The sequence below is a fragment of the Sphingomonas hominis genome, assembly GCF_013328205.1.
GTDB classification, from domain to species: Bacteria; Pseudomonadota; Alphaproteobacteria; order Sphingomonadales; family Sphingomonadaceae; genus Sphingomonas; species Sphingomonas hominis.
The window spans coordinates 399,069-419,756 of record NZ_JABULH010000001.1; the positions used below are offsets into that span (position 1 = coordinate 399,069).

16 protein-coding genes are annotated in these 20,688 nt (G+C 67.5%); 14 read left to right on the forward strand and 2 right to left on the reverse strand.

What is annotated here, in order from left to right; translation table 11 throughout:
- The first annotated feature begins 9 nt into the window (after window positions 1-9).
- A complete protein-coding gene (locus tag HRV97_RS02055; RefSeq protein WP_174192030.1) occupies window positions 10-2,973 on the forward strand; it encodes a M16 family metallopeptidase in 2,964 nt (987 codons plus the stop codon).
- A 66-nt stretch (window positions 2,974-3,039) separates the two neighbouring features.
- On the opposite strand, the gene HRV97_RS02060 is transcribed toward HRV97_RS02055, so the two are convergent.
- Window positions 3,040-4,791: an AMP-dependent synthetase/ligase gene (locus HRV97_RS02060; RefSeq protein WP_174192617.1), complete on the reverse strand. Its 1,752-nt coding sequence runs from the start codon at window positions 4,789-4,791 to the stop codon at window positions 3,040-3,042.
- A 364-nt stretch (window positions 4,792-5,155) separates the two neighbouring features.
- On the opposite strand from HRV97_RS02060, the gene HRV97_RS02065 reads away from it, so the two are divergent.
- Window positions 5,156-6,985 carry a gamma-glutamyltransferase family protein gene (locus tag HRV97_RS02065; RefSeq protein ID WP_343044406.1) on the forward strand — a complete coding sequence of 610 codons (1,830 nt, stop codon included), beginning with the start codon at window positions 5,156-5,158 and terminating at the stop codon, window positions 6,983-6,985.
- On the opposite strand, the gene HRV97_RS02070 is transcribed toward HRV97_RS02065, so the two are convergent.
- Window positions 6,932-7,951 (reverse strand): quinone-dependent dihydroorotate dehydrogenase, encoded by a 1,020-nt coding sequence (locus HRV97_RS02070; protein ID WP_174192031.1) that lies wholly within the window; start codon window positions 7,949-7,951, stop codon window positions 6,932-6,934. The two genes, HRV97_RS02065 and HRV97_RS02070, sit on opposite strands and share 54 nt — an antisense overlap.
- A 313-nt stretch (window positions 7,952-8,264) precedes the next feature.
- Here HRV97_RS02070 and HRV97_RS02075 point away from each other — a divergent pair, with 313 nt between their 5' ends.
- The 12 genes from HRV97_RS02075 (at window position 8,265) to glgC (ending at window position 20,688) form a co-directional block, all read left to right on the forward strand.
- Entirely contained in the window at window positions 8,265-8,705 is a 441-nt protein-coding gene (locus tag HRV97_RS02075; protein WP_174192032.1) for an SUF system Fe-S cluster assembly regulator, read from the forward strand.
- Entirely contained in the window at window positions 8,705-10,189 is a 1,485-nt protein-coding gene (gene sufB / locus HRV97_RS02080) for a Fe-S cluster assembly protein SufB (RefSeq protein ID WP_174192033.1), read from the forward strand. Before HRV97_RS02075 ends, sufB begins: the two co-directional genes overlap by 1 nt.
- A gap of 168 nt (window positions 10,190-10,357) precedes the next feature.
- Window positions 10,358-11,101 (forward strand): Fe-S cluster assembly ATPase SufC, encoded by a 744-nt coding sequence (gene sufC / locus HRV97_RS02085; RefSeq protein ID WP_174192034.1) that lies wholly within the window; start codon window positions 10,358-10,360, stop codon window positions 11,099-11,101.
- A gap of 118 nt (window positions 11,102-11,219) precedes the next feature.
- The gene (locus tag HRV97_RS02090; RefSeq protein ID WP_174192035.1) at window positions 11,220-12,287 is read left to right on the forward strand and encodes a SufD family Fe-S cluster assembly protein; all 1,068 of its coding nucleotides are present in this window, start codon (window positions 11,220-11,222) and stop codon (window positions 12,285-12,287) included.
- 2 nt (window positions 12,288-12,289) lie between these two features.
- Window positions 12,290-12,424 carry a hypothetical protein gene (locus HRV97_RS17590; RefSeq protein ID WP_281356758.1) on the forward strand — a complete coding sequence of 45 codons (135 nt, stop codon included), beginning with the start codon at window positions 12,290-12,292 and terminating at the stop codon, window positions 12,422-12,424.
- Window positions 12,421-13,632 carry a cysteine desulfurase gene (locus HRV97_RS02095; protein WP_174192036.1) on the forward strand — a complete coding sequence of 404 codons (1,212 nt, stop codon included), beginning with the start codon at window positions 12,421-12,423 and terminating at the stop codon, window positions 13,630-13,632. Before HRV97_RS17590 ends, HRV97_RS02095 begins: the two co-directional genes overlap by 4 nt.
- The gene (locus tag HRV97_RS02100) at window positions 13,629-14,093 is read left to right on the forward strand and encodes an SUF system Fe-S cluster assembly protein (protein WP_174192037.1); all 465 of its coding nucleotides are present in this window, start codon (window positions 13,629-13,631) and stop codon (window positions 14,091-14,093) included. Before HRV97_RS02095 ends, HRV97_RS02100 begins: the two co-directional genes overlap by 4 nt.
- Before the next feature lie 10 nt (window positions 14,094-14,103).
- Window positions 14,104-14,460 (forward strand): HesB/IscA family protein, encoded by a 357-nt coding sequence (locus HRV97_RS02105; protein ID WP_174192038.1) that lies wholly within the window; start codon window positions 14,104-14,106, stop codon window positions 14,458-14,460.
- Between the two features lie 137 nt (window positions 14,461-14,597).
- Window positions 14,598-16,985, forward strand: a complete 2,388-nt coding sequence (locus tag HRV97_RS02110; RefSeq protein WP_246248481.1) for a glycogen/starch/alpha-glucan phosphorylase — start codon at window positions 14,598-14,600, stop codon at window positions 16,983-16,985.
- Complete coding sequence (gene glgB / locus HRV97_RS02115) at window positions 16,982-19,147, forward strand: 1,4-alpha-glucan branching protein GlgB (RefSeq protein WP_174192040.1); 2,166 nt, start codon at window positions 16,982-16,984, stop codon at window positions 19,145-19,147. Before HRV97_RS02110 ends, glgB begins: the two co-directional genes overlap by 4 nt.
- Window positions 19,144-19,308 (forward strand): hypothetical protein, encoded by a 165-nt coding sequence (locus HRV97_RS02120; protein WP_174192041.1) that lies wholly within the window; start codon window positions 19,144-19,146, stop codon window positions 19,306-19,308. The genes glgB and HRV97_RS02120 overlap by 4 nt, the downstream gene beginning before the upstream one ends.
- Window positions 19,309-19,416: 108 nt before the next feature.
- Window positions 19,417-20,688 (forward strand): glucose-1-phosphate adenylyltransferase, encoded by a 1,272-nt coding sequence (gene glgC, locus HRV97_RS02125; RefSeq protein WP_174192042.1) that lies wholly within the window; start codon window positions 19,417-19,419, stop codon window positions 20,686-20,688.

The following is a 20,688-nucleotide window of genomic DNA, read 5'->3' on the forward strand; positions in this document are numbered from 1 at the left end:
AGGTTACATATGAGCTTATCCGCACGCGCGCTGTCGAAGCCGCTCGTCGCCTTTCTCCTCACTACCGCGCTCGTTCCGGCCGCCGCCGGTCAGCGCGTCGGGAACGGCAAGCCTGCTCCTTCGGTCAAGGCGTCGACGCCCGACGCCACGCCGGTCGATCCCGCCTCGGTCAAGGTCGACACCGCACCCTGGCTGTTCAAGGGATCGGACATCCCGCCTGACACGGCATGGTATTTCGGACGCCTACCCAACGGACTGCGCTACGCCGTGCGCAAGAACGGCGTGCCGCCGGGCCAGGTCGCGGTGCGCGTCCGCATCGATGCGGGTTCGCTCTACGAGAAGGACGACGAGCAGGGCTTCGCGCACCTGATCGAGCATCTGTCGTTCCGCGGCTCCAAATACGTTCCTGACGGCGAGGCGAAGCGCGTGTGGCAGCGCTTCGGTGCCACCTTCGGCTCGGACTCGAACGCGTCGACCACCCCGACGCAGACCGTCTACAAGCTCGACCTGCCAGGCGCCACGCAGGCGAACCTCGACGAAAGCCTCAAGATTTTCGCCGGCATGATGCAGGAACCCGCGATCACCGCGCAGGGCCTCGCCGCCGAGCGTCCTGCGGTGCTCGCCGAGCAGCGCGAGGCGCCGGGGCCGCAGGTGCGCTACGGCGACGCACTGCGCCAGACCTTCTTCGCCGGCCAACCGCTCGCCGAACGCTCGCCGATCGGCACGATCAAGACGTTGGAAGCCGCGACCCCGGCGGCGGTGCAGGCGTTCCACGATCGCTGGTACCGGCCCGAGAATACGGTCGTGATCCTGTCGGGTGATATCGATCCCGCCACCGCCGCGACGCTGATCGTCAAGAATTTCGCGAGTTGGACCGGCCACGGTCCGGCGGTCTCCGCGCCCGACTTCGGCAAGCCCGACCCGAACGCGCCGCCGACGAAGACGGTGGTAGAGCCCTCGCTGCCGCCGATCGTCGCCACTGCGGTGCTGCGTCCATGGACGTTCCAGGACGACACGATCATCTTCAATCAGAAGCGCCTGGTCGACTTCGTCGCGTTGCGCGTCATCAACCGCCGGCTGGAGACGCGCGCGCGCGCTGGTGGCAGTTTCCTACAAGCATCGGTCAGCCTCGACGACGTGTCGCGTTCGGCGAACGGTACCTTCACCAACATCGTGCCCTTGGGCGACGACTGGGAAGCGGCGTTGAAGGACGTGCGCGCGGTGATCGCCGACGCGATGGCGACCGCACCGACGCAGGCCGAGGTCGACCGCGAACTGACCGAGTTCGACGCCGCGATGAAGAACGAAGTCGCCACCGCGCGCGTCGAGGCGGGGTCGAAGCAGGCCGACGACATGGTCGGCGCGCTCGACATCCGTGAAACGGTCGCCGGGCCGGAAACCTCGTACAAGATCCTGCAGGACGCGCGCGCCAAGGGGTTCTTCACCCCCGCCGCGATGCTCGAATCGACCAATCGCCTGTTCAAGGGCGACGCGACACGCGCGCTCCTCAACACGCGCACCGCCGACGCGGGCGCCGCGGCCAAGCTCGCCGCCGCCTTGAAGGCCGACGTGTCGAAGCTCGCGGGCAAGCGCAGCCAGCAGGCGGCGGTCGACTTCTCCAAGGTGCCCAAGCTGGGTGCGCCCGGCAAGGTCACCGCGCGCACGACCGTGTCCGCCGATCCCGGCATCGAGCAGGTGACCTTTTCCAACGGCATGCGCGCGTTGATCTACCCGAACTCGTCGGAGACCGGCCGCGTCTACATCCGGGTGCGCTTCGGACACGGCTATCTCGCGCTGCCGGGCGACCGTCCGACCGTCGCTTGGGCGGGCGACAACGCATTGGTGGCGAGCGGCATCGGCAAGCTGCGGCAGGGCGATCTCGATCAACTCACCGCCGGGCGCCGCATGGGGCTCGATTTCGACATCGGCGACGACGCGTTCACCATGGGCGCGATCACCACACCGGGCGATTACGCCGACAATCTCACGCTGATGGCGGCCAAGCTCGCCGCACCCGGCTGGGATCCCGCACCCGTCGCGCGCGCGCGTGCCGCGGCGCTCGCGGGCTATGCCGGGCTGTCGTCGTCGCCCGACGGCGTGCTGTCGCGCGATCTCGAGCGGTTGCTGCGCGACGGCGATCCGCGCTGGGGTCCGCCCGACCTGCCGCAGATCAACGCGCTCAACGCCGCCGACTTCCGCAAATTATGGGAGCCGCTGCTCGCGACCGGCCCGATCGAGGTCGACGTGTTCGGCGACACAACGGCCGACCAGGCGATCGCCGCGATCGCCAAGAGCTTCGGCGCGCTGAAACCCCGCACACCCGACACGCGCGCCTCGGCTCCCGTCCGCTTCCCGGCGCACAACGCCACGCCCGTCATCCGCACGCACGACGGCGCCGACACGCAGGCCGCGGCGGTGATCGCCTGGCCGACCGGCGGCGGATCGGCCGACCATGCCGAGAGTCGCCGCCTCGACGTGCTGGCGGCGGTCTTCTCCGACCGGCTGTTCGATCGCCTCCGCTCGGTTGCGGGAGCCAGCTACTCGCCTAGCGCGCAGAGCCAATGGCCCGCCGGGCTGCCCGGCGGCGGTCGCCTGATCGCGCTGGGTCAGGTCGCGCCCGACCGCGTGCCGCTGTTCTTCCAGCTATCGCGTCAGATCGCCGCCGAGCTCGTCTCGACGCCGATCGACGCCGACGAGCTGAAGCGCACGATTGTCCCGATGCTCCAGTACATGGCGCGCGCCTCGTCGGGGAACCAGTTCTGGCTCGCGCAATTACAGGGCGGCAGCTACGATCCGAAACGCGTGGAAGCGACGCAGAGCCTCGTCACCGACATGACGGCCATCACGCCCGAGGTGCTGCAAGCCACCGCGGCGAAATACCTGCGGCCCGACAAAGACTGGACGATGACGGTGATGCCGAAGAAGGCCGCGCCGGCGCTAGGGGCCTCTTCTTCGATCGAAGGGACGAAATAGCAGGCGTTACACCGCTTGTCGGCGATGTAACCTCATTTGCCGCGCGAGGCACGAGCTTCGCGCGGCTCAGCCCTTGTACAGCCCCTCCAGCCGCTCGCCGTAGATCTTCCGCAGCACGTGACGGCGGATCTTCAGGCTCGGCGTCAGTTGCTCGTTCTCGATCGCGAAGGGTTCGTCGGCGATCACCCAGCGGCGGACGCGTTCGATCACCGACAGGTCGCGGTTGGTGCGGTCGACCGCCTTTTGCAGCGCCGCGCGATAGTCCTGATTGTCGACCAGCCCCTTGTACCCGCCCGACAGCCCGTTCGCGCGTGCCCAGTCCTGCGTCCATTCGGCATCGGGCACCAGCACCGCGACCATGTGCGGCTTGCGGTCGCCGGCGATCATCGCCTGCGCGATCTCGGGCTGGAGCGTCAGCATCCCCTCGACCTTGGCAGGCGCGACATTGTCGCCCTTGTCGTTGATGATCAGGTCTTTCTTGCGATCGGTGATGCGGATGCGCCCGCGTTCATCGAACTCGCCGATGTCGCCGGTGTGGAGCCAGCCGTCCTGCAACACGCGCGCCGTCTCGGCGTCATTGCGCCAATAACCGTGCATCACGAGTTCGCCGCGCACCAGGATCTCACCATCGTCGGCGATACGGACCTCCGTATCGGGCAGCGGCGGCCCGACGCTGTCCATTGTCACCCCGGCTCTCGGCCGGTTGCACGAGATGACGGGTGCCGCCTCGGTCTGACCATAGCCCTGAAGAAAGGTCACGCCGAGTGATTGGAAGAAGATGCCGACCTCAGGCGTCAACGGTGCGCCGCCCGAGATCATCGCCTTCATTCGGCCGCCGAATTTCTTCGCGATCTTTGGCTTGAACAGCGCGTCGACGAGCAGCGCCTTGGGTCGGTCGGCGAGCCGGAGTTCGTTCGCATAGCGCTTCGTGCCGATGTCGAGCGCGGCGGCGAGCAACTTTGCTGACAGACCGCCCTGCTTCTCGATCGCCTTGGAGATGCGGGTACGTAATACTTCGAACAGGCGCGGCACCACGAACATGATCGTCGGGCGCGTCTGCTCCATGTTGGCGGCGAGCTTCTCGATCCCTTCCGCATAGTAGATCTGCCCGCCGAGCCCGATCGGCACGAACTGTCCGCCGGTATGTTCGTAGGCGTGGCTGAGTGGCAGGAACGACAGGAACACCTCGTCGCCCCAACCCAGGTCTTCCGAGATGACGTCGCAGCAACCCTTGACGTTGTGGAGGATCGCGCCGTGGTGCTGCACCACCCCGCGCGGCGCACCACCGGTGCCGCTGGTGTAGATGATGCAGGCGGGGTCGGTGCGTGCGAAATCCGCTGCGCCGCGCGCGTCCTGCACGCTTGCCGCGTGCGTGTCGATCAGCGTCTGCCAGTCGTAGACGTCGAACGGCGTCTGCCCCAGCCGGACCGGATCGATCCCGATCAGGATCTGCGGCTGGATCGAGCGCAGGATCGCGGGCATCAGCGTCTTGGCGAGCTTGTCGGTCGAGACAATCACCGCCTTGGCGCCCGAATTCTCGATGATGTGCGTGTGATCGCGCTCGGTGTTGGTGGTGTAGGTCGGCACCGTCACCGCGCCCGCCGCCATGATCGCGAGATCGGACAGGCACCATTCGGGCCGGTTCTCGCTCACCAGCATGACGCGGTCGCCGCGCTCGATCCCGATCGCGGTCAGCGCCGCCGCGAGCCGCGCCACCCGCTCGGCCGCCTCGCGCCACGTGATCGAGGCCCAGGCACCGTCGCGCTTCGCCCACAGGAACGGCGCGTCGCCTTTCTCGGCCGCGCGGGTAAAGAACATCGCGACCAGATTGGGGAAATGCTCAAGCCTGCGTGTCACCGATCATCCTCCCGCGCGCGGCCTCCCTGGTGCCGCATCATCGCCTCGCTCTAGGGGCAGGTGGCGAGTGGCGCTAGTGTGTGGCAGCGGCGCTTGGATGAGCCCGGCAAGCGATCGGCCGCCGCCCTGACTCGCAATGCCACGGGAGCACTACCATCTCGTCATCCCGGACTTGATCCAAGATCCCGCTTCTTCTCCGCCCCGATGCGAAAGCGGACCCCCGGATCAAGTCCGGGGCGACGACGGCAGACTTGTTCGGTTGGGCGAACGCCGCGAGCGCGCGAGACATCGCGATAGAATAGCCACGCGCCGCTCCCGCCCCATCGTGGACGCGCCCACTCGCGAGCGTTATCGCAACCCGATGCGCACCCGCCTCCTCGCCGCCGCCGCTCTCCTTCTCGCCTCCTGCGCACAGGTCCCGCCCGGCGCACCGCGCGCCGCGCCAGGCACCGGCGCCGCCCCGCGCACGCCCGGCTTCGTCGTTGCCTCCAACCCGCTCGCGGTCGACGCCGGGATGGCGGTGCTGCGCCGCGGCGGCAGCGCGGTCGACGCAGCGATCGCGGTGCAGGCGATGCTGTCGCTGGTCGAGCCGCAGAGCTCAGGCATCGGCGGCGGCGCGTTCATGACCTATTACGATGGCGCGGCACGCGACGTGACCGTTTATGACGGCCGCGAGGTCGCGCCCGCGGGTGCATCGGCCGACATGTTCCTTGATCCGGCGACGGGAAAGCCGCTGCCGTTCGCACAAGCCGTGCTGTCCGGCCGCGCGACCGGCGTGCCCGGTGCGGTGGCGATGCTGGCACAAGCGCACCGGCTCCACGGCGCACTCGCGTGGAACGTCCTGTTCGCCGACGCGCAGCGCACCGCGCGCGACGGTTTCATCGTCACGCCGCGGCTCGCGCGGATGCTCGGCGGTAGTTACGCGGAGCTGTCCGCCCCCGACGTCCAGCGCTACTTCGCCCGCCCCGGCGGCGGGTTGCTTAAAGCCGGCGACCGGCTGCGCAACCCGGCTTACGCCGCGTTCCTCTCGCGCCTCGCCGCGGAGGGCCCGTCCGCGCTCTACCGCGGCGAGACCGCGCGGCGCATCGTCGCACGCGTGGCGGCCGCGCCGTTGCCCGGCAGCTTGAGCGAGGCCGATCTCGCGGCGTACCAGCCGATCGCGCGTACGCCCGTGTGCGGCGCGTGGCGCGTGTACCGCGTCTGTGCCGCGCCGCCGCCCGCCAGCGGCGTCGGGCTGATCGAGCTGCTAGGCCTGCTCGAACGCACCGACATTGCGAAGCGTGGTCCGAACGATCCGCAGGCCTGGTACCTGTTCGCCGAGGCGAGCCGGCTGATGTACGCCGACCGCGACCGCTACGTCGCCGATCCCGCCTTCGTGCGCGTGCCGGTCGCCGGGATGATCGACCCGGCTTATCTCGATGCGCGCGCGCGGTTGATTGGATCAAGCGCCGGCCCCGCGCCGGTCGCGGGCACGCCGCCCGGCGCTCCGAAGGCAGGCGCCGATGCGACGCGCGAGCCTGCCGGCACCTCGCACTTCATCGTCGGCGACGGCGCGGGCAATGTCGTGTCGATGACGACGACGGTCGAGTCGATCTTCGGCTCGGGCCGGATGGTCGACGGCTTCTTCCTCAACAACCAAATGACCGACTTCTCCTTTGCACCCCGCGATGCGAGCGGCCGCGCCGCGGTCAACGCGGTGGCACCGGGCAAGCGCCCGCGCTCGTCGATGACGCCGCTCGTTCTGCTCGACCGCGAGGGGCGCTTCGCCGGCGCAATCGGCTCGGCGGGGGGCAACGCGATCCTCGCTTACGTCGCCAAGTCGCTGGTCGCTGCGATCGACTGGAACCTGCCGACGCAGGACGCGCTCGCGCAGCCCAACCTCGTCGCGCGCGGCGACGCGTTCCAGGGCGAGGTGACCAAGTTCTCGTCGCCGGTGCTGGCTGGCCTCGCAGCGCGCGGCGTCGCGCTCAAACCGGGGCAGGGTGAGGATTCGGGCGTCCACGCGATGATCGTGCGCAGCGGAAACCGCTACGACGGCGGCTACGATCCGCGCCGCGAGGGCAAGGTAGTGGTGGAAGCGGTGCCCGCGCCGCGGATCAGGTCAATCAACGCCGACCGCGTCCGCAACGCACGCGAACCCGTCGCGGCGCAGTAACGCGTCCAGCTCACGCAGCATGCGCGCGGGCAGGCCCGGCCCGCCGTAGACCATCGCGGTATAGACCTGCACCAGGCTCGCGCCCGCCCGGATGCGGGCATAGGCCTCCGCGCCGGTGTCGACGCCGCCCACCGCCACCAGCGGCAGCGCGCCGCCGGTCGCGCGCCGGAAATCCGACAACCGTTCGCGCGCCAGCGCCCGCAATGGCGCGCCTGAGAGCCCGCCCGTCTCGCCTTTGTGCCGCGAGGCGAGCGCGGGACGCGACACGGTGGTGTTGCCCATGATCAGCGCGTCAGCTCCGCCGTCGATCGCCGCGCGCGCAATGTCGTCGATCTGCGTCGGCGACAGGTCGGGTGCGACCTTGAGGAACAGCGGCGTCGCCCCCTTCGCCGCGCGACAGGCCGCGAGCAGGTCGCGGAGCGCCGCGCCCTCCTGCAGGTCGCGCAGGCGCGGCGTGTTGGGTGAGCTGATGTTGATCGTCACGTAATCGGCCACCCGCGCCGCGGCGGTGACGCCAGCTACGTAATCCGCCACGCGGTCGGCCGCGTCCTTGTTCGCGCCGACGTTGATCCCCAGCACTCCGCCACGCGTCGCCGCGCCTGCGCGCGCGATGCCCTCCGCCTGCCCACCGTTGTTGAACCCGAAGCGGTTGATGACCGCGGCGTCCTCGTGCAGCCTGAACAACCGCGGCTTGGCATTGCCTGGCTGCGGCAGCGGCGTCAGCGTCCCCACCTCCACCGCACCGAAGCCGAGCGCGAACCAGCCGGGGATCGCCCGCGCATCCTTGTCGACGCCCGCCGCCAGCCCGAGCGGATTGGCAAAGGTCAGCCCCGCCACGCGCGTCTCCAGCCGCGGCACGCGCGGACGCAGCACGGTTCCGGTCGCCCCCCAGGCCGACAGCAACCGAACCGCAGCGGTGTGTGCGCGTTCGGGATCGATCAGGCGGAGCAGGCGGGTGGCGGGCATGACGCGCTTCTTCGCGGCGCCGCGCCGCCGGTTCAATCGTCATTTCGCCGCAACTGTAAAAATCGGCTAGGCTGTCGCTGTTTCCATCCAATACTTCACCGCGCCACGATGCTTGATAGCGGCTGCGACCCGAAGGGCTTCTTTAACGAAGTCCTTTCCTTCGGCCCGGCGATTCCTCGCCGGGCCATTTTGTTCGCCTTACCCAATCAGCGTCATCGAGCATTCCGCATCGCAGCATCGGGTTGATTTATCCGTCGCACGGCGCCATCTGCCAATCGGAACGATCCGCTCCGATTTGAGAACAATTCGCAACATGCGCCTGTCATCGCTCACCGACTACGCCGTCGTGCTGCTCACCGCGGCCGCGCGTCATTGCGGTGGCGTGGCGCGCCTGAACGCGACGATGCTGGCGGAGGAAACCGGTGTTCCGCTGCCGACCGCGCAGAAGCTGGTCAGCCGCCTCTCCGCCGCAGGGCTGATCGACAGCGTGCGCGGCACCGGTGGCGGGTTCCGCCTATCGCGACCGCCGTCCGCGATCACCATCGCCGACGTGGTCGAGGCGGTCGAGGGGCCGATCGTCATGACCGCCTGCGTCGACGCGAGCGATCATGACTGCAACCTCTCCGGCGCGTGTCGCGTCAAGCCGCACTGGAACGCGGTCAACGAAGCGGTGCGCGGCGCACTCGCGGGCATCACGCTCGCGCAGCTCGCTGTCGAGCCCGCTCCCACAACTCCGACAAAGGTTCTGGCATAATGGCCACCAAGAACGCCGAAGCCTATGCGGCCGTCTCCAAGACGTACGAATGGGGCTTCTCCTCCGACATCGAGCAGGACTTCGCGCCCAAGGGGCTGAGCGAGGACACCGTCCGCTACATCTCCGCCAAGAAGCAGGAGCCGCAGTGGATGCTCGACTGGCGGCTGAAGGCGTACGCGCGCTGGCTCGAGATGGAGACGCCCGACTGGTCGAAGCTCAACATCGACCCGATCGACTATCAGGACGCTTATTATTACGCCGAGCCAAAGGCGAAGCCCAAGCTTGGCTCGCTCGACGAGGTCGATCCCGAAATCCTGCGCGTCTACGAGAAGCTCGGCATTCCGATTGCCGAGCAGAAGATGCTTGCGGGCGTCGAGGATCTGGACGAGAACGGCCAGCCGAAGCGCCGTGTCGCGGTCGACGCGGTGTTTGATTCGGTCTCGGTCGCGACCACCTTCCGCAAGGAGCTCGAAGCCGCCGGCGTCATCTTCCGCTCGATCTCCGAAGCGATCCGCGAGTACCCGGAGTTGGTGCGTAAGTGGCTCGGCAAGGTCGTGCCGCAGCATGACAATTACTTCGCGACCTTGAACTCAGCGGTCTTCTCCGACGGCACCTTCGTCTACATCCCCGAGGGCGTCCGCTGCCCGATGGAGCTGTCGACCTATTTCCGCATTAACGCGGAGAATACCGGCCAGTTCGAGCGCACGCTGATCGTCGCCGACAAGGGCAGCTACGTCTCTTATCTGGAGGGCTGCACCGCCCCGATGCGGGACGAGAACCAGCTTCATGCCGCGGTGGTCGAACTCGTCGCCCTCGACGACGCCGAGATCAAATATTCGACCGTGCAGAACTGGTACCCCGGCGACGAGAACGGTGTCGGCGGCATCTACAACTTCGTCACCAAGCGCGCGCTCTGCCAGGGCAAGAACAGCAAGGTGTCGTGGACGCAGGTCGAGACCGGCTCCGCCGTTACGTGGAAGTATCCATCCTGCGTGCTCGCGGGTGAGAACAGCGTCGGCGAATTCTACTCGGTCGCGGTCACCAACAATCGCCAGCAGGCCGACACCGGCACCAAGATGATCCATCTGGGCAAGGGTAGCCGCTCGACCATCGTGTCGAAGGGGATCAGCGCCGGACGCAGCGACAACACCTACCGCGGCCTCGTCCGCGTCGCGCCGACCGCGGAGGGCGTGCGCAACTTCACCCAGTGCGACAGCCTACTCCTCGGCGACCAGTGCGGCGCACACACCATCCCCTATATCGAGGTGCGCAACCCTTCGGCGCAGATCGAGCACGAGGCCACCACTTCGAAGATCAGCGAGGACCAGCTATTCTACGCGATGAGCCGCGGACTCGACCAGGAAGCCGCCGTCGCGCTGATCGTCAACGGCTTCGCGCGCGAGGTGCTGCAACAGCTCCCGATGGAGTTCGCAGTCGAGGCGCAGAAGCTGCTGGGGATCAGCCTTGAGGGAAGTGTGGGGTGACCATCGCCCACCACCGTCATGCTGAACTCGTTTCAGCATCCATCGCGCCTTCGCCGGCCAAGCCGCATGGGGACGCATGGACCCTGAAACAAGTTCAGGGTGACGCCAGTCAGGTACGCACACGATCCCTGCATCGACCATCCGCATCATTTCCGAACCGAGAAGCACATGCTTAAAATCGAAAACCTCCACGCCGAGATCGACGGCAAGCCGATCCTCAAGGGCCTCTCGCTTACCGTCAATGCGGGCGAGATTCACGCGATCATGGGGCCGAACGGCGCGGGCAAGTCGACGCTCGGCTACGTGCTCGGCGGCCGTCCCGGCTACGAGGTGACCGAGGGCTCGATCACCTTCGACGGGCAGGACCTGCTCGAGATGGAGCCGCACGAGCGCGCCGCCGCCGGCGTGTTCCTCGGGTTCCAGTACCCGGTCGAGATCCCCGGCGTATCGAACGTCCAGTTCCTGCGCGAGAGCCTGAATGCCCAGCGCGGCGCCCGCGACGAGAAGCCGCTGTCCGGCGCCGAGTTCCTGAAGCTCGCCCGTGCGGAGGCTACGCGGCTGGAGATGGATGCTGAAATGCTCAAGCGTCCGGTCAACGTCGGCTTCTCGGGCGGCGAGAAGAAGCGCAACGAGATGGTGCAGATGGGCATCATCAGCCCCAAGTTCGCGATCCTCGACGAAACCGACTCCGGGCTCGACATCGACGCGCTGCGCATCGTCGGCGACGGTATCAACCGCATCATGCGTCAGCCTGACAAGTCGGTGCTGCTCATCACCCACTATCAGCGGCTGCTCGATTACGTGAAGCCCGACGTCGTCCACGTCCTCGCCGACGGCCGCATCACCCGCACCGGCGGCCCTGAACTCGCGCAGCAGCTCGAGCGCGAAGGCTATGCCGAGGTAGCAGCATGACCATCCTCCCCGGCACGGGGAGGGGGACCAGCGAAGCTGGTGGAGGGGGATCGCGCCACGCGCACCGCCAGCCACAAGCACCCTCGACCAACCCGCTCCCCGCAGCGGAGACCATCCGATGACCACCCTGGAACTCCCCTCCAACCGCGCCGAGGCGTGGCGCTGGGCCGATCTCGGCGCGCTCTCCGCTGCCGCGGCACTGGCACCGATCGCCCGGCCCGAGCACGATTTCCTCGACCTGCCAGGCGCACGCCTGCTGTTCGTCGACGGCCGGCTCGACGAGTCTGCCTCGACGCTCGGAGCGGTCACGCTCGGCGAGGTCACCGGCAGCGACCACGCGCTCGGCCGCCATGCGCGCACCGGCTGGTCGCTCCACCTCGACGCCCGCGCCGCCGCCGACCCGGTGCAGATCGTCCACGTCGCGACCGGCGCCGAGAACCACCTCGCCGCCGAGATCGTGCTGGCCGAGGATGCGGTTGCCGAAGTGACCGAGACCTTCGTCGGCGCCGGCTGGGCCAACCGCTACACGCGCACCCGCCTCGCGCGCGGTGCGCGGCTGATGCGCAACGTCCGCCTGCTCCAACCCGCCGGCTTCGTGTCGCTGCGCGAGGATGCCGACATCGGCGAGGCGGCGAGCCTCGTTTCCACCTTCCTCGGCGCTGGCGGGCAGGGCAGCCGCATCGACGCGCAACTCACCATGTCCGGCGAGGGCGCCTTCGCCGAATACGGCGGCGCGCTGCTCACTAGCGACACCCAGGCGCAGGAATGCGCCGTCCGCGTCAACCACGCGCAGCCCAACGGCGCGTCGCGACAGGTGTGGCGCGCCGTCGCCGCCGACCAGAGCCGCGCGAGCCTCGCCGCCGCGGTCGAGGTCGCGCGCCACGCGCAGAAGACTGACGGCGAGCAGTCCCTGCGTGGCCTGCTGCTCCACCGCACCGCGACCGTGAACCTCAAGCCCGAGCTCGAGATCTTCGCCGACGACGTAAAGTGCGCGCACGGCGCCACCGTGGGCGAACTCGACCCGCGCGCGCTCTTCTACATGCAGAGCCGCGGCATTCCGCGCGCCCGCGCGCAGGCGATCCTGACCCACGCCTTCGTCGCCGACGTGCTCGACCGCATCGGCAACGAGACCGTCCGCGCCGCCTTCGAGTCGGACGCCGACGCCTGGCTCGACGCCGCGCTGTGACGATGCGCGCGCCTGTGCTGTCCTACATGGGCGATCCCACCTACGTGACGGCACCGGCGTCGCGCCCGAACGTCGTCGCGCGCGCGCACATGCGTAGCGGTGTGACCTTTGTGACTTTCCAGCAGGTGCCGGCATGACCACGACCACCACCGAACGCCCGCTCGACACGGTCGCCGACTTCCCCGCGATCCCCGATGGCTGGGCCTATCTCGACACCGCCGCCACGTCGCAGAAGCCGAAGCCCGTCATTGACGCGATCACCCGCGGCTATGACGAGACCTACGCCACCGTCCACCGCGGCGTGTATCAGCGCAGCGCCGACATGACGCTCGCCTACGAGGCCGCCCGCAGTCGCGTCGCATCGTTCATCGGTGGCAAGCCCGACGAGATCGTATTCGTCCGCGGCGCGACCGAGGGGATCAACCTCGTCGCCCACTCCTGGGTCGCGCAGCAGTTGAAGACCGGCGACCGCATCCTGCTGTCGCAGCTCGAACACCACAGCAACATCGTGCCGTGGCAGATGGCCGCCGAGCGCGTCGGCGCCGCGATCGACGTGATCCCGCTAACCGAGGATCACCGCATCGACCTCGACGCGATGGCGGCGATGATCACGCGTGAGCACAAGTTCGTCGCACTCGCCCACGTCTCGAACGTGCTCGGATCCGTCCTCGACGCTGCCCGTGCGACCGAGATCGCGCATTCGGTCGGCGCGAAGATCCTGATCGACGGTTGCCAGTCGGTGCCGCGCATGGCGGTCGACGTCGCCGCGATCGATTGCGACTTCTACGTCTTCTCCGGGCACAAGCTCTACGGCCCGACCGGCATCGGCGTGCTGTGGGGCAGGGGCGAGCTGTTGAACCAGATGCCGCCGTACCAGGGTGGCGGCTCGATGATCGACCGCGTTTCGTTCGAGCGTTCGACCTACGCGCCCGCGCCGACCCGCTTCGAGGCCGGCACGCCGCACATCGTCGGCGCGCTGGGCCTTCATGCCGCGATCGACTACGTGTCAGGGATCGGCCTCGACCGCATCCACGCGCACGAGGCGGCGCTCGTCGCCGACACGCGCGGCGCGCTGTCGCACCTGAATTCAGTCCGCGTGTTCGGCCCAGTCGACTCCGCCGGCATCGTCTCCTTCGCGATGGAGGGGGTGCATCCGCACGATATCGGCACCATCTTGGACGAGAGCCGGGTCGCGATCCGCGCCGGGCATCACTGCGCGCAGCCGCTGATGGCGAGCCTGGGTGTCGACGCCACCGCGCGGGTCAGCTTCGGCGTCTACAACGGTCTCAGGGACGTCGAGGCGCTGGTCGCCGGCATGGAACGGGTAAAGAGGATTTTCGGATGAGCGAAGACTCCGATCGGATCGAAGTGCAGGAGGTGGCGGCGGTGACCGCTCCCCCACGCGCACGTGTCGAGGACGCGGTCGACGCTCCCCGCGAGCGCGATTACCTGACCGGCTTCCTCCAGCAGAAGCCGGCTGCTGACCAGCCCGGCGAACCCGGCGGCGCGCTGTACGAGGGCGTGATCGACGCGCTCAAGGACATTTTCGACCCCGAAATCCCGGTCAACATTTACGACCTCGGCCTGATCTACGGCGTCGAGGTCACCGACGAGGGCCAGGCGATCGTCACCATGACGCTGACCACCCCGCACTGCCCGGTCGCCGAGTCGATGCCCGCCGAGGTCGAGATGCGCGTGGCGGCGGTGTCCGGCATCGCCTTTGCCGACGTCAATCTCGTCTGGGACCCGCCGTGGGACCCGCAGAAGATGTCCGACGACGCCAAGCTCGAACTCGGCATGTTGTGAGGATCACCAGATGACCGACGTTCGTACTCGTCAGCGCCCCGCCGCGCTCAACCTGACACCGACCGCCGAGGCACGCATCGCGTCGCTGATGGCGCGCGCGCCCGCCGACGCGATCGGCGTCAAGCTGTCGACGCCGCGCCGCGGTTGCTCGGGCCTGGCCTATTCGGTCGACTACGTCACCGAGGCCAAGCCGTTCGACGAGAAGATCGAGACACCCGGCGGCACGCTCTGGGTCGACGGCGGCTCGATCCTCTATCTGATCGGCTCGACGATGAACTGGGTCGAGGACGATTTCACCGCCGGCTTCGTCTTCAACAATCCCAACGCCAAGGGCGCGTGCGGTTGCGGCGAGAGCTTCACCGTCTGAGCTAATTTCCTACAGGTTAGTGCGACCGCGCGTGACAATGGGGCGTTGACCCTCCTAATCGTGTCGCAAGCACTAATCGGGGGTCCTGTTTGAACGCTCCAACCGTCGTCGCCGCGCCGTCAGCCGAGCGCGGGTCCTTGGCATCCGCCATCCTCGACACGCTCGTCCACCGCATCGGCAAGGACGAGCACGCCGCCCGCCCGCACGATTGGCTCGCGGCCACCATCCTGACCGTCCGCAACGACATCATCGAACGCTGGATGGACTCGACCCGCGCTGCCCACGCTGCGGGCGCCAAGCGCGTCTATTATCTCAGCCTCGAATTCCTGATCGGCCGGCTGCTGCGCGACACGTTGTCGAACCTGCTCAAGACCGACGAGGTCGCCTCGGCGCTGTCCGAACTCGGCGTCAGCCTCGCCGAACTGGAGGAGATTGAACCCGACGCCGCGCTCGGCAACGGAGGCCTGGGCCGGCTCGCCGCCTGCTTCATGGAAAGCATGGCGACGCTCGATCTGCCCGCCTACGGATACGGCATCCGCTACGTCAACGGCATGTTCCGGCAGCGGATCGACAATGGCTGGCAGATGGAACTGCCCGAAACTTGGCTCGCCCACGGCAATCCGTGGGAGTTCGAGCGCCGCGAGAGCGCCTATTTCATCGGTTTCGGCGGCGAGGTGACGGGGAATGAGCAGGGCGCGGTCCACTGGCACCCGGCCGAGGCGGTCGAGGCGGTCGCGGTCGACACGCCGATGGTCGGCTGGCGCGGTCGGCGCGTCAATACGCTGCGCTTGTGGACCGCGCGTGCGTTTGATCCGATCAAGCTCGACGCGTTCAACGCCGGCGACTTCCAGGCCGCGCTCGCCGATCAGCTACGCGCCGAGACGTTGACCCGCGTTCTCTACCCCAATGACAGCACCGCGGCGGGGCAGGAGCTGCGGCTCAGGCAGGAGTATTTCTTCTCCTCCGCCTCGATCCAGGACATCGTCCGCTGCCACGTCCAATATTTCGGCGACATCCGCACGCTGCCCGACAAGGCCGCGATCCAGCTCAACGACACGCATCCCGCGGTATCGGTCGCAGAACTCATGCGGCTGCTGATCGACCATCACGAACTGACCTTCGACGAGGCGTGGGGCGTGACCCGCGCCACCTTCGGCTACACCAACCACACGCTTCTGCCCGAAGCGCTGGAGAGCTGGCCACTGCCGCTGTTCGAGCGGATGCTGCCGCGTCACATGCAGCTCGTCTACGCGATCAACGCCAAACTTCTGCGAGAGGCGCGCGGAACGCAAGGCATCGACGACCGCGCGATCGCCGCGATCAGCCTGATCGATGAGGGCGGCGAGCGGCGGGTGCGGATGGCGAACCTCGCCTTCGCCGGGTCGCACAGCGTCAACGGCGTCGCCGCGCTTCATACCGATCTGATGAAGCAGACGGTGTTCGCCGACCTCCACCGGCTCTACCCGACGCGGATCAACAACAAGACCAACGGCATTACGCCACGGCGCTGGCTGCAGGAGTGCAATCCCGCGCTCACCGCGCTGATCCGTGACGCCATCGGCGACCGCTTCCTCGACGACGCGACCGCGCTGTCCGATCTCGCCCCGTTCGCTGACGACGCCGCGTTCCGCGAGCGCTTCGCCGCAGTCAAGCGCACCAACAAGGCCGCGCTCGCGCAGTATCTGCGCGGCGACATGGGCCTCCGCCTCGATCCCGACGCGATCTTCGACGTACAAATCAAGCGCATCCACGAATACAAGCGCCAGCTGCTCAACCTCGTCGAGACGGTCGCGCTCTACGATCAGATTCGCTCGCATCCCGATCGCGACTGGACCCCGCGCGTCAAGCTGTTCGCAGGGAAAGCGGCGTCGAGCTATCACAATGCCAAGCTCGTCATCAAACTGGCGAATGACGTCGCGCGCCGCATCAACGCCGACCCCGCGATCGGCGACCTGCTCAAGGTCGCGTTCGTGCCGAACTACAACGTCAGCCTGGCCGAGCGCATGGTTCCCGCCGCCGATCTGTCCGAGCAGATCTCGACCGCAGGGATGGAGGCATCGGGTACCGGCAACATGAAGTTCGCGTTGAACGGCGCGCTGACGATTGGCACACTCGACGGAGCGAACGTCGAGATCAGGGATCATGTCGGCGCGGACAATATCGTGATCTTCGGCATGACCGCCGACGAGGTCGCAGCGAAGCGGAGCGGCGGCTACGATCCGCGGAGCGTGATCGAGGGTTCGCGCGAGCTGTTGCAGGCGATCAACGCGATCGCCTCGGGCGTGTTCTCGCCCGACGATCCCCACCGCTACCGCGACCTGATGCAGGGATTGTACGACCACGATTGGTTCATGGTCGCCGGCGATTTCGACGCTTATGCCGCAGCCCAACGCGACGTCGATGCGCGCTGGCGCGACCGCGATGCTTGGGGTCGCTCCGCTGTGCTCAACGTCGCCAACATGGGCTGGTTCTCGTCCGACCGCACCATCGCCGAATATGCGCGCGACATCTGGGGTGTGATGTGACGCCGCCGAGCGAGGCGATCGCCGCGCTGCTGGAGGGGCGGCACGACGATCCCTTCTCCCTCCTTGGCCCGCATGCCGGCCCCGAGGGCACGTTCGCGCGCACCTGGATTCCCGGCGCCGACCGCGTGGTCGCGCACTCGCTCGCCGGCGAGCCGCTCGGCGGGCTCGCGCGCGTCGATGATCGCGGGCTGTTCGAGGGCGTGATCGCCGGCGACCCGCAGCCGCTGCGCTACCGCGCCAGCGGGGCAGGGGGCGACTGGTGGGTCGGTGACCCGTACAGCTTCGGTCCTGTCCTGGGTCCGATCGACGACCTGCTGATGGTCGAGGGCACGCACAAACGACTCTACGACAAGCTTGGCGCGCACCTGATCGAGCACGAGGGCGCGAGCGGCATTCATTTCGCGGTCTGGGCACCCAACGCGCAGCGCGTGGCGGTCGTCGGCGACTTCAACAACTGGAACGGCGCGCGCCACACGATGCGGCGCCGCGGCGACGCGGGGGTGTGGGAAATCTTCGTCCCCGACCTCGGTGCGGGCCGCGCCTACAAATACGAGATTGTCGGACCCGACGGGTTGACGCAGCCGCTCAAGGCCGATCCATTCGCCTTCGCCGCCGAACTCCGCCCCGCCGCCGCCTCTATCACTACTGCCGCCCCCGCGCACGTCTGGGGCGACGACGCGCACCGCGCGGCGTGGAGCAAGGTCGATCCGCGCCGCGTCCCGATCAGCATCTACGAGGTCCATGCCGGATCGTGGGAACGCGACGAGCATGGCTGGTTCCTCTCCTGGGACGCGCTCGCCGACCGGCTGATCCCTTACGTCGTCTCGATGGGATTTACCCACATCGAGTTCATGCCGATCAGCGAATATCCGTACGATCCGAGCTGGGGTTATCAGGCGACCGGGCTCTACGCGCCGTCCGCCCGCTTCGGCGACCATGAAGGGTTCGCGCGCTTCGTCGACGGCGCGCACCGCGCCGGATTGGGCGTCATCCTCGACTGGGTACCCGCGCACTTCCCGATCGACGCGCACGGCCTCGCGCGCTTCGACGGCACAGCGCTATACGAACACGAGGACCCGCGGCTCGGCTTCCACCCCGATTGGAACACCGCGATCTACAATTATGGCCGGCGCGAGGTGGCATCGTTCCTCACCAACAACGCATTGTTCTGGGCCGAGCGTTACCACGTCGACGCACTGCGCGTCGATGCGGTCGCCTCGATGCTCTATCGCGATTACAGCCGCAAGCCGGGCGAGTGGATCCCCAACCAAGCCGGCGGACGCGAGAATTGGGAAGCGGTCGACTTCTTGCGCGGCGTCAACCGCGCGGTCTATGCCGAGCATCCCGGCATCTTCACGGTCGCCGAAGAATCGACCTCATGGCCCGGCGTCAGCCAGCCCGCCTATGACGAGGGGGCGCGTGAGAACCTGGGGTTCGGCTTCAAGTGGAACATGGGCTGGATGCACGACACGCTCCAGTACATGGCGCGCGAGCCGGTTCACCGGAACCATCATCACGAGGGGATGACCTTCGGGCTGATGTACGCCTTCAGCGAGAATTTCGTCCTCCCGCTCAGCCACGACGAGGTCGTCCACGGCAAGGGGTCGCTGCTCACCAAGATGTCGGGCGACGATTGGCAGCAATTCGCCAATCTGCGTGCCTATTACGCGATGATGTGGGGCTATCCGGGCAAGAAGCTCTTGTTCATGGGGCAGGAGTTTGCGCAGCGCCGCGAGTGGAGCGAGGAGCGCGCGCTCGACTGGCATCTGCTCAAGTCATCAGCGCACGACGGCGTGCGCAAGCTGGTGCGCGACCTGAACCGTCTCTACCGCGAGAAGCCCGCGCTCCACGCGCGCGATTGCGAGGCGGAAGGGTTCGAGTGGGCGGTCGCCGACGATGCGGAGAACTCCGTCTTCGTCTGGCTGCGCAAGGCACCCGGCGCGCCGACGATCGCGGTCATCGCCAATATGACTCCGGTAGCGCGCATGCCCTATCCGGTGCCGCTGCCGCACGACGGCCGCTGGCGCGAAATTCTTAATTCCGACGCGCACGATTATTGGGGGTCGGGGCTCGGCAATTTGGGTGGCGTGGTCGCGAAGGATGGCAGCGCCAACGTGACGCTGCCCCCGCTCGCGACGATCATGCTGGAATACGCCGCATGACCCTGCGTGATTACGCCACGATCTCCCAAGTGATGAACGACAGCATCCAGAAGGCCAGCGACAGCAGCGTCGCGACCACGATGCCGCGGATCGGATCACTCGGCGCCAGTTCGGCATCGCGAGTCGATGAGATGTCGGGGAAGGACGAGATGTCCGAATGAACCTGTTCCAGCGCGATCCGCTCCTTGTAAGGTCACCTCTTCGCGGGTGAGCACAACAAACGTACGTTAACCATCCAGATCGCGCAACGAAAAGAAAGGACAGGCTGAATGACGGAGAGGGATCATCGACGCAGCCATCCGTTGGCGCGTGACGCCATGGCCTATGTCCTGGCGGGTGGGCGGGGCAGTCGCCTCGCCGAACTGACCGACACGCGCGCCAAGCCTGCGGTTTATTTCGGTGGCAAGAGCCGGATCATCGACTTCGCGCTGTCCAACGCGATCAATTCGGGCATTCGCCGCATCGGCGTCGCAACGCAGTACAAGGCGCACAGCCTGATCCGCCATCTCCAGCGCGGTTGGAACTTCCTGCGCCCCGAACGCAACGAGAGTTTCGACATCCTGCCCGCGTCGCAGCGCGTCAGCGAGTTTCAGTGGTACGAAGGCACCGCCGACGCCGTCTACCAGAACATCGACATCATCGAGAGTTACGCGCCCGAGTTCATGGTCATCCTGGCGGGCGATCACATCTACAAGATGGATTACGAGGTGATGCTCCAGCAGCATTGCAACAGCGGCGCCGACGTGACCGTCGCCTGCATGGAGGTGCCGCGGATGGAGGCGGTCGGTTTCGGCGTGATGCACGTCGACGCCGACGACCGCATCATCGATTTCGTCGAGAAGCCCGCCGATCCGCCGTCGATCCCCGGCCAGCCCGACATTGCGCTCGCCAGCCTCGGCATCTACGTCTTCTCCACCCGCTTGCTGATCGACGAGCTGCGCCGCGACGCCGACACGCCTGGCTCGAACCGCGACTTCGGCAAGGACCTGATCCCGTACCTGGTCAAGCACGGCCACGCGCAGGCGCACCGCTTCGGCGACAGTTGCGTCCGCACCGCCGAGGAGCCCGCCGCATACTGGCGCGATGTCGGCACCGTCGACGCTTATTGGGAGGCGAACATCGACCTGACCGATGTCGTGCCCCAGCTCGATCTCTACGACCGTAGCTGGCCGCTGTGGACCTATTCGGAGATCACCCCGCCGGCCAAATTCGTCCACGACATCGACGGGCGGCGCGGCTCGGCGGTGTCGAGCCTGATCGCAGGCGATTGCATCGTCTCGGGATCGACCATCCATCGCTCACTGCTGTCGACGGGCGTGCGTGCACACAGCTATTCCTGCCTCGATGAAGCGGTGGTGCTGCCCTACACGCACATCGGCCGCGGCGCGCGATTGAGCCGCGTCGTGATCGACCGCGGTGTCCAAATCCCTGACGGGTTGGTGGTGGGCGAGGACCCGGTCGCCGACGCGCACCGTTTTCGCCGCACCGACAAGGGCATCTGCCTCATCACGCAACCGATGATCGACCGGCTGGGCGGATAG

Coding starts and splice junctions, on each gene's coding strand:
- HRV97_RS02055 (WP_174192030.1), top strand. CDS start 10: ATGAGCTTATCCGCACGCGCGCTGTCGAAGCCGCTCGTCGCCTTTCTC.
- HRV97_RS02060 (WP_174192617.1), bottom strand. CDS start 4,791: ATGTTCTTTACCCGCGCGGCCGAGAAAGGCGACGCGCCGTTCCTGTGG.
- HRV97_RS02070 (WP_174192031.1), bottom strand. CDS start 7,951: ATGCCCGCCACCCGCCTGCTCCGCCTGATCGATCCCGAACGCGCACAC.
- HRV97_RS02075 (WP_174192032.1), top strand. CDS start 8,265: ATGCGCCTGTCATCGCTCACCGACTACGCCGTCGTGCTGCTCACCGCG.
- sufB (WP_174192033.1), top strand. CDS start 8,705: ATGGCCACCAAGAACGCCGAAGCCTATGCGGCCGTCTCCAAGACGTAC.
- sufC (WP_174192034.1), top strand. CDS start 10,358: ATGCTTAAAATCGAAAACCTCCACGCCGAGATCGACGGCAAGCCGATC.
- HRV97_RS02090 (WP_174192035.1), top strand. CDS start 11,220: ATGACCACCCTGGAACTCCCCTCCAACCGCGCCGAGGCGTGGCGCTGG.
- HRV97_RS17590 (WP_281356758.1), top strand. CDS start 12,290: ATGCGCGCGCCTGTGCTGTCCTACATGGGCGATCCCACCTACGTGACG.
- HRV97_RS02095 (WP_174192036.1), top strand. CDS start 12,421: ATGACCACGACCACCACCGAACGCCCGCTCGACACGGTCGCCGACTTC.
- HRV97_RS02100 (WP_174192037.1), top strand. CDS start 13,629: ATGAGCGAAGACTCCGATCGGATCGAAGTGCAGGAGGTGGCGGCGGTG.
- HRV97_RS02105 (WP_174192038.1), top strand. CDS start 14,104: ATGACCGACGTTCGTACTCGTCAGCGCCCCGCCGCGCTCAACCTGACA.
- HRV97_RS02120 (WP_174192041.1), top strand. CDS start 19,144: ATGACCCTGCGTGATTACGCCACGATCTCCCAAGTGATGAACGACAGC.
- glgC (WP_174192042.1), top strand. CDS start 19,417: ATGACGGAGAGGGATCATCGACGCAGCCATCCGTTGGCGCGTGACGCC.